Below are 11,733 nucleotides of genomic sequence, written 5' to 3' on the forward strand. Positions count from 1 at the left end.
CGGTCCGCCGGTGGTCAGCTCTCCTCGAACGTGAGGCTCACCGAGTTCATGCAGAACCGGTCGCCGGTCGGCGTCTGCGGCGCGTCGTCGAAGACGTGCCCCAGGTGGGAGCCGCACGTGGCGCAGCGCACCTCGGTGCGGACCATGCCGAGCGAACGGTCTTCGATCAGCTCGACCGAGTCCCCGGCGAGGGGGCTGTAGAACGACGGCCAGCCGCAGTGCGAGTCGAACTTGGTGTCCGAGCGGAACAGCTCGGCGTCACACGCGCGACACCGGTAGACACCCGTGCGCTTCTCGTCGAGCAGCTCGCCCGTCCACGCCCGCTCGGTGCCCGCCTGGCGCAGCACCGCGTACTCCTGGGACGAGAGCTGCTCGCGCCACTCCTGGTCGGACTTCGAAATCTTGTAGGTCATCTCGACACCTCCGCGCTGTGCAACTCCTGGTCGGTACCCGCTGTTCCCACCTGACCACGAAGTAGAGCGTGTGTCCCGTCTCCCTGGTGGATAGCCAGTGGAGACCGGACACACGCTCTACTTCGTGGTGCTGAGGTCAGGCGTTCGCGCCGCGACCGCGACCGCCACGCCGACGACGGCGGGGAGCACCCGCGGCGTCCGTCCGCGGGAAGTGGTCGGCCGCAGTACGTCCGCCGCCCGACGCCGGACGACCCGCACTGCGCTGGCCGGTCGACTGGCCGGCGCCCTGGCCCTGGCTGCGCGGCTGGCTCTGCCGGCCGCCGCCCTGCCCGCCGCCCTGGCCACCGGTCTGACCGGTGCCCTGCGCGCCGGAGCGCGAGCGTCCGCCCTGCTTGCGCGGCTGGCCCTGGCGGACCGGCTGCGGGGCGGGCTCCACGTACTCCACGTACGGCGCGACCTCGCCGACCAGGCGGGTCACCGTCGCGTCGCCGGGACGGACGTCCTGCGGGCGGGCGGTGATCTTCGCCTTGCGGGTCAGGTCACGCACGTCGCCACGCTCCTCCGGCAGCATGATCGTCACGACGTCGCCGCCGGAACCGGCACGCGCCGTCCGCCCTGAGCGGTGGAGGTACGCCTTGTGCTCGGCGGGCGGGTCGACGTGCACCACGAGCTCGACGTCGTCCACGTGGATGCCACGCGCGGCGATGTCCGTCGCGACGAGCACCCGGACCTCGCCGGACGAGAACGCGGCGAGGTTGCGCTCACGCGCGCCCTGGCCGAGGTTGCCGTGCAGGTCGACGGCGGGCACGCCCGCGGCGGTGAGCTGCTTGGCGAGCTTCTTGGCCTGGTGCTTGGTCCGCATGAAGAGGACGCGGCGGCCGGTGCCCTGCGCGAGCTGGTGCACGACGTTCTTCTTCGCGTCCTTGTCGGACACGGCGAGGATGTGGTGCGTCATCTGCGGGGGCGGTGCGGCGGCGTCGTCCACGGAGTGGGTGACCGGCTGGTTCAGGTAGCGCTTGACCAGCACGTCCACGCCGTTGTCCAGCGTGGCCGAGAACAGCAGGCGCTGGGTCTTCGCGGACGTCCGGTCCAGGATGCGCTTCACGCCGGGCAGGAACCCGAGGTCGGCCATGTGGTCGGCCTCGTCGAGCACGGTGATCTCGACGTCCTCGAGCGTGAGGTGGCGCTGGCCGAGCAGGTCCTCGAGCCGGCCGGGGCAGGCGATGACGATGTCGACGCCGGCGTTGAGCGCAGTGACCTGACGCGACTGCGCCACGCCGCCGAAGATCGTGGTGGTCTTCAGACCCAGGGCCTGCGCCAGCGGCGCGATCGACTCGTCGATCTGGTTCGCGAGCTCACGCGTGGGGGCCAGGATCAGGGCGCGAGGGCGGCCCGATCCACGGCGCGGCTGGCCCGCCGCGACCGAGCGAGCGCTGGACGTCGCGAGACGCGTCACGACCGGAAGTGCGAAAGCGAGGGTCTTGCCGGAGCCGGTGCGGCCGCGGCCGAGCACGTCGCGACCGGCGAGGGAGTCCGGCAGGGACGCCGTCTGGATGGGGAACGGCGAAGTGATGCCACGGTCTGTCAGAACGCGCAAAACGGGCGCGGGCAGACCGAGGTCGGCAAACGTAGTCAAAGGAGATGGGCCTCTCGGGCTCGGTGGCGGCGCGCATCGCGCCGGTTGTCCGCCGTGCTCTCACACCGGGCGGCGGGGTGCTAACCCGGGCCGGGGCCACGACGTCGGGCAGCTGAAGCCGCCCACGACCACCCACTATCTCACGTCCTCGTGGCCGATGGCTGCGGCGAACGTCACGTTCCGTGTGGTTCTATGTGGCGCATGATTCCCGCAGCGACCAGCTCGGCCGGACCGTTCGCCGCCATCGGCGACGTGCTCGGCACCATCTGGACCAACGCGGTCACCCCGGTGGACCCGCCGTCGAACCTGATGGTGATCGGCATGTGCGCGGTCGCCCTGATCGTCGTCCTGTACCGGCCCCTGTGGCACGTGACGCGGCACGTCATCACCATCGCCCACGAGGCGTCGCACGGCCTCGGCGCCCTGCTCACAGGTCGCAAGCTCGAAGGCATCCGGCTGCACTCCGACACCTCCGGCCTGACCGTGTCGCGTGGCAAGCCGCGCGGCCCGGGCATGGTCATCACCGCGTTCGCCGGCTACGTGGGGCCGGGCCTCATCGGCCTCGGGGCCGCGTGGCTGCTCAAGCTCGGCTACGCCGTCGGGCTGCTGTGGCTCCTCGTGGCGCTCCTCGCGCTGCTGCTCCTGCAGATCCGCAACTGGTTCGGGCTCTGGTCGATCCTCGTCAGCGGCACCGCGCTCGCGTTCGTGACCTGGTTCCTGGAGCCCGAGGTGCAGAGCGCCGTCGCCTACGCGGTGACGTGGTTCCTCCTGCTGGGCGCGGTGCGCCCGGTGTTCGAGCTCCAGATCCAGCGCTCCCGCGGCCAGGCCCGGACGTCGGACGCCGACATGCTCGCTCGCCTGACCGGCGTCGGCGGGCTGTTCTGGGTGGCGATGTTCCTGCTCGTCACCCTGGGTGCGCTGGCGCTCGGTGGCGCGTGGATCCTCGGGGTCGCGCTCTGACGAGCTGCCGACCGCAAGAAAGTCCGCTTGTACCAAGCGATGAGGCCCAGAACTCACTCGAGTTCTGGGCCTCATCGCTTGGTACAAGCGGACTTCAACTTGCCTGGGTTGGCGCCCGGTCAAGGACGCCAGGGGTCACGCCGTGGGCGTGAGCACAAATCCCGGACCCTCAGCACCTGGGTCGGTGTCCAGCGTCAGCGTGTCCAGGGCAGGAGCAGCCTCCGCCTCGACGAACACGTTGGTGGCACCCGAGGCGTCGACGACCTGGTCGTCGGGCTGCGGGGCCGGAACCAGCGCGAGCTCGAAGTTGCCGGGCTGGCCGGACGCCTGCGCGATGCGCAGCCCGCCTTCGACCGGCACACCAGCCTGCTGAGCGAGGTCCTGGACGGCCGTACGGGCATTGTCGGTCACGGTGAGCACGTTGAGCTCCTCAGATTGGTTCTCCGCGGTCTCGTCCACCGAACCAAGCCCACCGGCACAGCGCAAGCGTGAGACGCATTTAGGGTGAAATCTCCCGGTGAGTGAGACAGCGGGTGACAGACGCCACTCGAAGAAGTACGGTGCCCCGCTCGGCGGCGTCTACGACCTCACCGCACCTGACCGGTAGGCTTTCTACTCGCGCCGCCCGGATGCCGGGCACGCGGGCCTCTAGCTCAACTGGCAGAGCAGCGGACTTTTAATCCGCGGGTTCCGGGTTCGATCCCCGGGGGGCCCACCATCGCGACCACGACCAGCCCTTCTCCTCCCCGGCACGCCACGGCGAGCGCCTGCCCGGGCAAAACACTTAGCCCTTGCGCTAAGTGTTTTCCGCGCTAATACTTAGCCACATGGCTCAGCATTCAGCAGTGCTCGACGGCGTCTTCGTCGCCCTCGCGGACCCGACCCGGCGCGCGGTGGTCCGGCGGCTCGGCCGCGGGCCGGCAAGCGTCGGCGACCTCGCCAAGGACGCCCCCATGACGTTGCCGTCGTTCATGAAGCACGTGCGGGTGCTCGAGTCGAACGGCCTGATCCGCACCGCGAAGTCGGGCCGGGTGCGCACCTGCGAGCTCAACAAGGAGCAGTTCGCGCTCGTCGAGGACTGGCTCGCCGAGCAGCGCGGCATCTGGACAGGCCGCACCGACCGCCTGGAGCAGTTCGTCACCGAGGAGAACGCATGAACCCCGAGCTCGACCTCAGCATCGACCGCATCATCCGCGCACCCCGCAAGCAGGTGTGGGAGGCCTGGACCCAGCCGGCCAAGCTGGCACAGTGGTGGATCCCCGCCCCCACCCAGTGCCGCGTCGAGCGCCTCGACGTCCGCGCCGGGGGCGGCTTCGTCACGCTGATGAGCGACGACGGCGAGGCGTTCGTCCCGCACCTGGACGCCTGCTTCCTGACCATCGACGAGTACGAACGCATCGTCTTCACCAACGCGATCAACAGCGAATGGCGCCCGACGAGCCCGGCGCCGGTCCCGATGACAGCGGAGGTCGTGCTGCGGGACCACCCGGACGGCACCGACTACCGGGTCATCGTGCGCCACGGCGACCCCGCCGACCGCGCCAGGCACGCCGAGCTGGGCTTCGCCGAGGGCTGGGGCTCGACCACCGCCCAGCTCGCGCGACTGGCCGAGGGCGACGCCGAGATCTGACAACCCGCTGTACCGCCGAGCGGTGCCGACCAGCGGTGCCGACCACACGAGAGCCCTGGTCAGCACCGCTCCCGCGGTGTAGCGTCGGCGATCCCGCGGCGAACTCCTCGCCGCTGTCGATGGACCGGTGCCGCCGCTGAAAGGCACCCCCTCATGTTCATTCGTCCGGGAGACACCGCCACCATCAGGTGAGCGGGTCCAAGTCGAAGCCGACCGAGCTCCGCCGACGACGACGCACCAGGCAGCACGGCTGCTGGGGTCATCTCGTCGTCGCTCCGCTCTGGGTCGCGTACGAAGCGAACCTCGGGACCCTGCTGCGCACGTGCGACGCCGTCGGTGCCTGCCTGGCCGTGCCCCGCACGCAGCACTACAAGGAAGCGCTGGCCAGGGGCGACACGCTGCGCGGTCGGCGGCCCTGCATCCACTGGGTCGCGCCGTCGAAGGAACGCTGGCTCGACGAGCAGCGCGACGGCGGCTTCCGGCTCGTCGCCGTGGAGCTGGCTGACGGCGCAACTCCCCTGCCGCGCCTCGAACCCGCCCGGAGCCCCACGGTCCTCCTGCTCGGGCACGAGCACCAGGGCGTGCCGGACGACGTGCTCGCGGACGTCGACGAGTGTGTCGAGATCCCCATGACCGGCTGGGGTGCGAGTCTGAACGTCGCGGTCGCGGGCAGCCTCGTCGTCTACCGACTCGCGGGCCTGTCCTGACAGCTCGTCCACGGAATGCGCACCACCGTGCGCTCCGCGACCGGTACCGTGGACGCCCACCCGACGCTGAGGGGTTCACATGACACAGCTCGACCGCCGCACAACTCTGGCAGGCGCTGCCGTCGTCGCGTTCGATCCGATGACGTCCCAGTGGCTCACCAGCTTCCCGGAGAACACCGGGGCGGTCCCGAGTCCTCCCCTCGACGGCGAGCTCGTCACGGACGGCGCATCCCTCACCGAGGCGGCCACCGACTACGGGCACCTCGTCCACCGGCGCCCGCGTGCGGTGCTGCGGCCGGGCTCGGTCAGCGACGTCGTCGCCGTGGTGCGCTTCGCGAACGAGCACGGCCTCACGGTCGCGGTGCGTGGGCAGGGCCACTCGACGTTCGGCCAGGCGCAGGCCGACTGCGGCATCGTCATCGACTCGCGCACGCTCGCCACGATCCACGAGATCGCGCCCGACCGGGCGGTGGTCGACGCGGGCGTGCAGTGGCTCGACCTGGTCCGCGCAGCCCTGGACGTCGGCGTCGCGCCGCCGGTCACGACCGACTACCTCGGCCTCTCGGTCGGCGGCACGCTGTGCGTCGGCGGGATCGGTGGCGCCTCGCAGCACTTCGGGCTGCTCGTGGACAACACGTTCGAGCTCGAGGTGGTCACGGGCGACGGCCGGCTCGTCACGTGCTCCGCCGATCACGAGCGCGAGCTGTTCGAGGCGGTGCTCGGCGGGCTCGGCCAGTTCGCCGTCATCGTGCGTGCGACGGTCCGGCTCGTGCCGGCCCCGGCCATGGCGCGCGTCTACACGCTGACGTATCCCCAGGTCACCGACCTGACTGCCGCCCAGCGCACGGCTCTGGCCGACGGCCGCTTCGACTACCTGGAGGGCCAGCTCGTCCCCACCGACGACGACGGCTTCGCGTTCGTCCTGGAGGGCGGCGCCTGGTTCACCAGCGCACCGCCCGACGACGACGCCCTGCTCGCCGGCCTCGCTCCCTCCGGCGTCGACGTCGCCGACCTGCCGTACTTCGAATGGCTGAACCGGATCTACGAGACCGTCGAGCAGATCGAGGCGCTCCGGCTGCCCGGACCGTGGCTCAACGTGCTCGTCCCGAACGCGGCGACGGACGACGTGGTCTCGGAGCTCCTGACCACGCTCACGCCCGCCGACGCCGGCGGCGTCGCCCTGCTCTACCCGACCACCCGGTCGCTGATCACCCGGCCGCAGGTGATGGTCCCCGAGGGTCCCGTGTTCTTCCTGCTCGCGCTGCTCCGCGCGGTGAGCCCGCCCGACGACGCCGAGGCGGAGCGCCTCATCGCCGAGAACGACGTGCTGTACGCCAAGGTCCGCGCCGTCGGCGGCACCAACTATCCGGTCAACGCCCTCCGCCTGACTCCTGCGGACTGGCGCACCCACTACGGAGAGCGCTGGCCCGCCGTGCAGAGCGCCAAGGAGCGGTACGACCCCCGGCGGGTACTCACGCCCGGTCAGGGCGTCTTCGAGGACGTCAACAGAGCTCCCGGTACTCCTTGAGACCCTCGACCGTCGAGGCGACGTCGAGCTCCAGCTGCTCGCCCTCCGCCTGGTCGAGCGACTCCTGCAGCTGCAGGAACGGCACCCGGATCTTCTCGATCGGGCCTCGGAACTCCTCCGGGACACGCGTCTCGAGCCGACCGAGCTCCACCGCTGTCGCGTGCATCTGGTCGGCCGCCTGGCCGTCGAGCCCGTCGCTCGCCCCGACGAGTGCGGTGCCGATGCGCTCCTCGAGCGTCTTGTCGTTGTCCACGTACATCGCGGCGCACGCCTGGTTCGCGTCCAGCGGCGCATCCGGGTCGGGCTTCGTGGAGGGCGCTGCGCTCGCGCTGCCCGACGGCGGCGCGCTCGCCCCGACGTCGGCACCGCCGCCGGGCGAGCAGCCGGCGAGCAGGACGAGCGTGGCGACGGCGACGAGGGCCCCGCAGGCCCGGAAGCCGGCCGGGGCGGTGATGACAGGTCGGACCATGGCGGACATGAAACCACCAGGCGCTGAGAATTCGCGCATCCGGCGGGTTTCGCCCGGGTGGCCGACACGGCGGCCTCAGGGCCGGGCGATGAACTGTCCCGGAACACTCCCGGAATTCGCCCGCCTCCCCCTGGGAAGGCGCGCGGGAGCGGCCTAGCGTGGTGAGTGAACCGCAGACCCGGAGGTCAGCATGGCCGTCGCCAGTCCCGCAGTCATCGCCCATCGCGGATACTCCGCGGTAGCCCCGCAGAACACGCTCGCCGCGGTCGAGGCCGCGTGCCGCGCGGGCGCGGACGCCGTCGAGATCGATCTCCAGCCCACCGCCGACGGCGTGGGCGCCGTGATCCACGACGAGACCGTCGACGCCACCACCGACGGCACGGGCAAGGTCTCCGCCCTGACCTCGCACGAGGTGCTCGGGCTCGACGCCGGCGCACGCTTCTCCCCCGTGTTCAGTGGACAGCGCGTGCCCACGCTCGCCGACGTGCTGGGCGTGCTCGCGCGGCACCCGGACACGGACCTGCTGCTGGAGCTCAAGGGCTCGTGGACCACTGAACAGGTCGAGCGGGTCACCGCCACGATCGCCGACGCCGGGTTCGACCACCGCGTTCTCGTCCAGAGCTTCTGGCCGGGCACCGTGGCCACCGTGCGCGACGTGGCGCCGCACCTGCCGGGCGGCCTGCTCGTCTCGTTCGACCCGCCCGGGCTGCTGCGTCTCTGCGAGCGCCTTCGTGTGGTCGCCTGCAACCCGTCGGTCGCGACGGTCGCGGGCAGCCCGCGCCTGGTGTCCCGGCTGCACGCGGCCGGCCTGCGGGTCATGTCCTGGACGGCGAACGACCCCGCCGCGTGGACCACGCTCGTCGACAGCGACGACGGCGCGGGCGTCGACGCCGTCATCACCGACCGGCCGGAGCGGTTCGCCGGCTGGCTCGCCGGCCGGACCGAGCACCAGGCCGCGCCGCCGCTGCCGGGCCGGGGCGGGATCCGGTTGCGGCGGCGGCGCGTCCCGGCGCAGCGGGTCGTGGCGGGTACGGCCTGACGCCCGTCCGGTGCGGCGGCGTCCGGGCTACGGCCGGTGCAGCCAGCCGTGCAGGCTGCGGGTCACCCACGGGAGCACCCAGTACGCCATGATCGGTGTCAGGATCAGCGTCGAGATCAGCACCTTGAGCACCAGCGCGACGTCGTCCCAGCCGGGCACCAGGTAGGTGAACAGGGCGGTGAAGAGCAGGTTCACCGGGAAGAAGCCGAGCCAGATGCTCGTCGCCTGCTTCCACCGGGGCGGCACGACGACGGCTGCGACGTCGGCCGGCTCGTCGGTGCGTGTCGGGTCCTCGAACCAGCCCTCGATGCCCGTCCGCTGCTGGTAGCGCAGCTCCTCGACGAGGCCCGTGCCCTGCGCCAGCCAGTCCCGGCGCTCGGCGGACTGCTCCCAGGCGGCGAGCCGGTCGGCGTCGGCGAAGCGGTAGAGCATGTGCCAGTCGCGGGAGCCCTCGGCGGCGCGGATCCAGCCCGAGCCGAGAAAACCGTCCCAGCGGTTGGCGAGGTTGACGCCCGACTGCACCCAGCGGGTGACCTCGGGAACGTGGTCGGGGTTGACGATGCGGTGGATGGACACGGTGACGGGTTGTCCGGCGGGGATGGGCACGGATCCGTTCGCGGCCTGGTCGTGATGGGCCATGCTCGAAGTGTCACGCATGGCTCTGCGCCCTTCAATGTGAGCGCGCACACCCCGGGTTGTCGGCCCTTCACGTTCGCACCACCATCTGCGCCCAGTTTTTGTGAGGCACGCCTCCGCGGAGGGGGTTCCATAACTCTTGGACGGTCGTCCAGCATTGAATGTCGCCGCATGGAACCAACCCCCTGGGCCTCCCGGCCCGGTTCCACGCGGCGACAGCCATGACCTCCGCGACCCGTCGCGTGCCGTGGCCAGACAGCAGCAGGCGCACCCTGCACCGTCCGCCAGAGGGATCAGCCCCTCACGGTGCCGGCGTGCCCAGCCGCAGAACGGAAGCTCAGCGTGCCCCAGACGCCGAACCCCGTCGCGCCCCGCACGGCGCGCCTTGTCCCTGTCCCCGAGTGTCAGGATCGTCCTTGACGCACGGCGACCACGCACTCGTTCCCCGTCGTACGCGACGCCCGGGCACCAGCGGAACACATGCCGCAGCCGTGGCGCCCTCGGGCCACCCCATGGTGCGCCGCTCCTCCTTCGCGATAGCCGCCGCACTCACCTCGGTCGCCCTGACCACCACAGCGGCGGTCAGCCTCACCGGGAACGACGGCAGCGCCGTCGGCTCCCCGGGCAGCGCGGCAGCCGCTGAGCGCGCCGGACAGGCCGACCCTGTCGTCGTCGGCGGCGCGCTGATCACCGACCCGGAGGTGCGGTCCGCCTCCGAGAAGGCGGCCGCCGTCCTGACCGACGCCGACTACGTGACCCGCGAGGGCGACCTCGACCGCAAGGAGCGCAAGCGGCTCCGGGCGGCCGCGGAGAACCTGCGGTCCATGCTGGAGCAGGCCAGTGACGGCTCGGGTACCGGCATCGCCGTCGCCCGGCAGGCTCCTGCCGCCTCCCGGGACGGCGAGCGAACCTCGCTCGCCGAGCGTGCGGCGGACGCCTCATCGGGTGAGGCGGACGCCTCCCCGAGCCCGGCAGCCACCGAGCCGACCAACCTGGCCGGCTCCGTCACGGGGGTCGCACCGCTCGGCGAGCCGGGCACCACCGGCCGCCCCGTCCTGGAGGCGCCGCTCGCGGCCTCGGTCGACCTGACCGCCAGGGCGCAGCAGGCGGACGCAGAGACCAGTGCTGGGGCGTCCGCCGACACGGCGGCGCCGTCGGCCACCCGCATCGAGAAGGTGACGACTTCGCTCCAGCGGCTCATCACGGAGGCCGACGGCGACGCGGTCGTGTCCGTCAAGGCAGGCCCGACGCCGGAGGAGATCGCCGCCGCCAAGAAGGCCGCCGAGGAGCGGCGCGAGGCCCGCGCGGCCCGCGCCGCCGAACGCGAGGCGGCCAAGGCGCGGGCGGCGGCCGCCGCCCGGGTCGCCGAGGCCAAGGAGATGGCCGAGGCCGCGCAGAGGTACGGCAACGGGCAGATCCCGTCGAGCGTGCTCTGCGACCTGGGCTGGGCACCGAACCAGCTGCTGCGGTGCGACGCCGCGGCCGAGCTGGAGAACCTGAACGCCGCCTTCCGCAAGGCATTCAGCCGGAACCTGGACGTGACCGACGGGTACCGCTCCTACGCGGAGCAGCTGTCGGTAGCGGCAACCAAGGGCGGCCTCGCGGCAGTGCCCGGCACCTCCAACCACGGTTGGGGGCAGGCGGTCGACCTGTCCGGCGGCATCGAGTCGTTCGGCACCGCGGAACACGCCTGGATGGTCGCCAACGCCGGGAAGTACGGCTGGAAGCACCCCGCCTGGGCCCAGGCGGGCGGCAGCAAGCCGGAAGCCTGGCACTGGGAGTACGGCACCTCGTACTGAACCGTGCGATCGAGCCGGCCTCGCGAGGATCAGCCTCGCGGGGCCGGCTTCGTCATGCCCAGCCGAGCTCGTGGAGCCGTTCGTCGTCGATCCCGAAGTGGTGGGCGATCTCGTGGACCACCGTCACCGCCACCTCCTCGACGACGTCCTCACGCGTCTCGCAGAACGCGAGCGTCGGGTTACGGAAGATGGTGATGCGGTCGGGGAGCGCGCCGGCGGCCCACATGTGGTCACGTTCCGTGAGCGGCACTCCCTCGTAGAGCCCCAGCAGGTCCGGCTCGTCGGCGGGCGCGTCGTCCTCGACGAGCACCACCACGTTGTCCATCTGCGCCGCGAGATCCGGCGGAACGAGGTCCAGCCCCTCGCTGACCGCTGCCTCGAAGTCCTCTCGCGTCATCTCCACCACCCACCCATCATCCCTGACAGGAGCCGGTCCGGGACCACTTGGTGGACTGTGCAGCGGGACCGCCGACCGACTGTAGACTTGCCAGGTCCCAGCCCCCATCGTCTAGCGGCCTAGGACCCCGCCCTTTCACGGCGGTAGCACGGGTTCGAATCCCGTTGGGGGTACGAAGGGGCTCGTCAGAGCCAAGTTTCGAACGCTGTGAGGCACGTCATCCGGTCGGAGTCCGAATCTGATTTCAGGTTCGGGCCCGGGATGGGTTAGGGTTCTCACGGTTCGGAAAGAGCCCCCCGGATGCGGGTAAGCATCCAAGGCCCTGTAGCGCAGCTGGTTAGCGCGCCGCCCTGTCACGGCGGAGGTCGCGGGTTCAAGTCCCGTCAGGGTCGCGCGAGGTACGCCCGGGTTGTCGGTAGTCTCGACTATCCGGGCGTTCGCGCTAGGGCTCTGTAGCTCAGTTGGTAGAGCGTTCGACTGAAAATCGAAAGGTCACCGGATCGACGCCGGTCGGAGCCA

General features: G+C 71.4%; 13 protein-coding genes and 4 tRNA genes. 11 read left to right on the forward strand and 6 right to left on the reverse strand.

Annotated elements, in window-relative coordinates:
- Positions 1-14: 14 nt before the first annotated feature.
- Both msrB and ACFO6V_RS13625 read right to left on the reverse strand, forming a co-directional pair.
- Positions 15-413: a peptide-methionine (R)-S-oxide reductase MsrB gene (gene msrB / locus ACFO6V_RS13620; RefSeq protein ID WP_108495362.1), complete on the reverse strand. Its 399-nt coding sequence runs from the start codon at positions 411-413 to the stop codon at positions 15-17.
- Between the two features lie 136 nt (positions 414-549).
- On the reverse strand, positions 550-2,010 hold the full coding sequence (locus tag ACFO6V_RS13625; RefSeq protein WP_377136206.1) for a DEAD/DEAH box helicase: 1,461 nt from the start codon (positions 2,008-2,010) through the stop codon (positions 550-552).
- 231 nt (positions 2,011-2,241) lie between these two features.
- On the opposite strand from ACFO6V_RS13625, the gene ACFO6V_RS13630 reads away from it, so the two are divergent.
- On the forward strand, positions 2,242-3,009 hold the full coding sequence (locus tag ACFO6V_RS13630; RefSeq protein ID WP_377136208.1) for a M50 family metallopeptidase: 768 nt from the start codon (positions 2,242-2,244) through the stop codon (positions 3,007-3,009).
- 135 nt (positions 3,010-3,144) lie between these two features.
- On the opposite strand, the gene ACFO6V_RS13635 is transcribed toward ACFO6V_RS13630, so the two are convergent.
- Positions 3,145-3,429, reverse strand: a complete 285-nt coding sequence (locus ACFO6V_RS13635) for an iron-sulfur cluster biosynthesis family protein (protein ID WP_116677444.1) — start codon at positions 3,427-3,429, stop codon at positions 3,145-3,147.
- A 222-nt stretch (positions 3,430-3,651) separates the two neighbouring features.
- Here ACFO6V_RS13635 and ACFO6V_RS13640 point away from each other — a divergent pair.
- The 5 genes from ACFO6V_RS13640 to ACFO6V_RS13660 all read left to right on the forward strand — a co-directional run bounded on the left by ACFO6V_RS13640 (position 3,652) and on the right by ACFO6V_RS13660 (position 6,874).
- Positions 3,652-3,727: transfer RNA gene (locus tag ACFO6V_RS13640), tRNA-Lys, on the forward strand.
- A gap of 109 nt (positions 3,728-3,836) precedes the next feature.
- Positions 3,837-4,166, forward strand: a complete 330-nt coding sequence (locus tag ACFO6V_RS13645; RefSeq protein ID WP_377136210.1) for an ArsR/SmtB family transcription factor — start codon at positions 3,837-3,839, stop codon at positions 4,164-4,166.
- The gene (locus ACFO6V_RS13650; RefSeq protein ID WP_377136212.1) at positions 4,163-4,639 is read left to right on the forward strand and encodes an SRPBCC domain-containing protein; all 477 of its coding nucleotides are present in this window, start codon (positions 4,163-4,165) and stop codon (positions 4,637-4,639) included. Before ACFO6V_RS13645 ends, ACFO6V_RS13650 begins: the two co-directional genes overlap by 4 nt.
- 188 nt (positions 4,640-4,827) lie before the next feature.
- Complete coding sequence (locus ACFO6V_RS13655) at positions 4,828-5,346, forward strand: TrmH family RNA methyltransferase (RefSeq protein ID WP_377136214.1); 519 nt, start codon at positions 4,828-4,830, stop codon at positions 5,344-5,346.
- Positions 5,347-5,425: 79 nt separating this feature from the next.
- Complete coding sequence (locus ACFO6V_RS13660; RefSeq protein ID WP_377136216.1) at positions 5,426-6,874, forward strand: FAD-binding protein; 1,449 nt, start codon at positions 5,426-5,428, stop codon at positions 6,872-6,874.
- Here the strand turns inward: ACFO6V_RS13660 and ACFO6V_RS13665 are convergent.
- On the reverse strand, positions 6,849-7,343 hold the full coding sequence (locus ACFO6V_RS13665; protein ID WP_377136218.1) for a hypothetical protein: 495 nt from the start codon (positions 7,341-7,343) through the stop codon (positions 6,849-6,851). The two genes, ACFO6V_RS13660 and ACFO6V_RS13665, sit on opposite strands and share 26 nt — an antisense overlap.
- A 190-nt stretch (positions 7,344-7,533) precedes the next feature.
- Here ACFO6V_RS13665 and ACFO6V_RS13670 point away from each other — a divergent pair, with 190 nt between their 5' ends.
- Positions 7,534-8,382 carry a glycerophosphodiester phosphodiesterase gene (locus ACFO6V_RS13670; RefSeq protein WP_377136220.1) on the forward strand — a complete coding sequence of 283 codons (849 nt, stop codon included), beginning with the start codon at positions 7,534-7,536 and terminating at the stop codon, positions 8,380-8,382.
- A gap of 27 nt (positions 8,383-8,409) precedes the next feature.
- On the opposite strand, the gene ACFO6V_RS13675 is transcribed toward ACFO6V_RS13670, so the two are convergent.
- A complete protein-coding gene (locus ACFO6V_RS13675; RefSeq protein WP_377136222.1) occupies positions 8,410-9,021 on the reverse strand; it encodes an antibiotic biosynthesis monooxygenase in 612 nt (203 codons plus the stop codon).
- Positions 9,022-9,434: 413 nt separating this feature from the next.
- Between ACFO6V_RS13675 and ACFO6V_RS13680 the strand changes: the two genes are divergently transcribed.
- Positions 9,435-10,817 (forward strand): D-alanyl-D-alanine carboxypeptidase family protein, encoded by a 1,383-nt coding sequence (locus ACFO6V_RS13680; RefSeq protein WP_377136224.1) that lies wholly within the window; start codon positions 9,435-9,437, stop codon positions 10,815-10,817.
- A 52-nt stretch (positions 10,818-10,869) separates the two neighbouring features.
- Here the strand turns inward: ACFO6V_RS13680 and ACFO6V_RS13685 are convergent, their stop codons facing one another.
- Positions 10,870-11,214, reverse strand: a complete 345-nt coding sequence (locus tag ACFO6V_RS13685) for a metallopeptidase family protein (RefSeq protein ID WP_377136226.1) — start codon at positions 11,212-11,214, stop codon at positions 10,870-10,872.
- Positions 11,215-11,314: 100 nt separating this feature from the next.
- Between ACFO6V_RS13685 and ACFO6V_RS13690 the strand changes: the two genes are divergently transcribed.
- The 3 genes from ACFO6V_RS13690 (at position 11,315) to ACFO6V_RS13700 (ending at position 11,733) form a co-directional block, all read left to right on the forward strand.
- Positions 11,315-11,387, forward strand: a tRNA-Glu gene (locus tag ACFO6V_RS13690).
- Positions 11,388-11,532: 145 nt separating this feature from the next.
- Positions 11,533-11,606 (forward strand) — tRNA-Asp (locus tag ACFO6V_RS13695).
- A gap of 54 nt (positions 11,607-11,660) precedes the next feature.
- A tRNA-Phe gene (locus ACFO6V_RS13700) sits at positions 11,661-11,733 on the forward strand.

The sequence above is a fragment of the Promicromonospora alba genome, assembly GCF_042654905.1.
Classification (GTDB): Bacteria; Actinomycetota; Actinomycetes; order Actinomycetales; family Cellulomonadaceae; genus Promicromonospora; species Promicromonospora alba.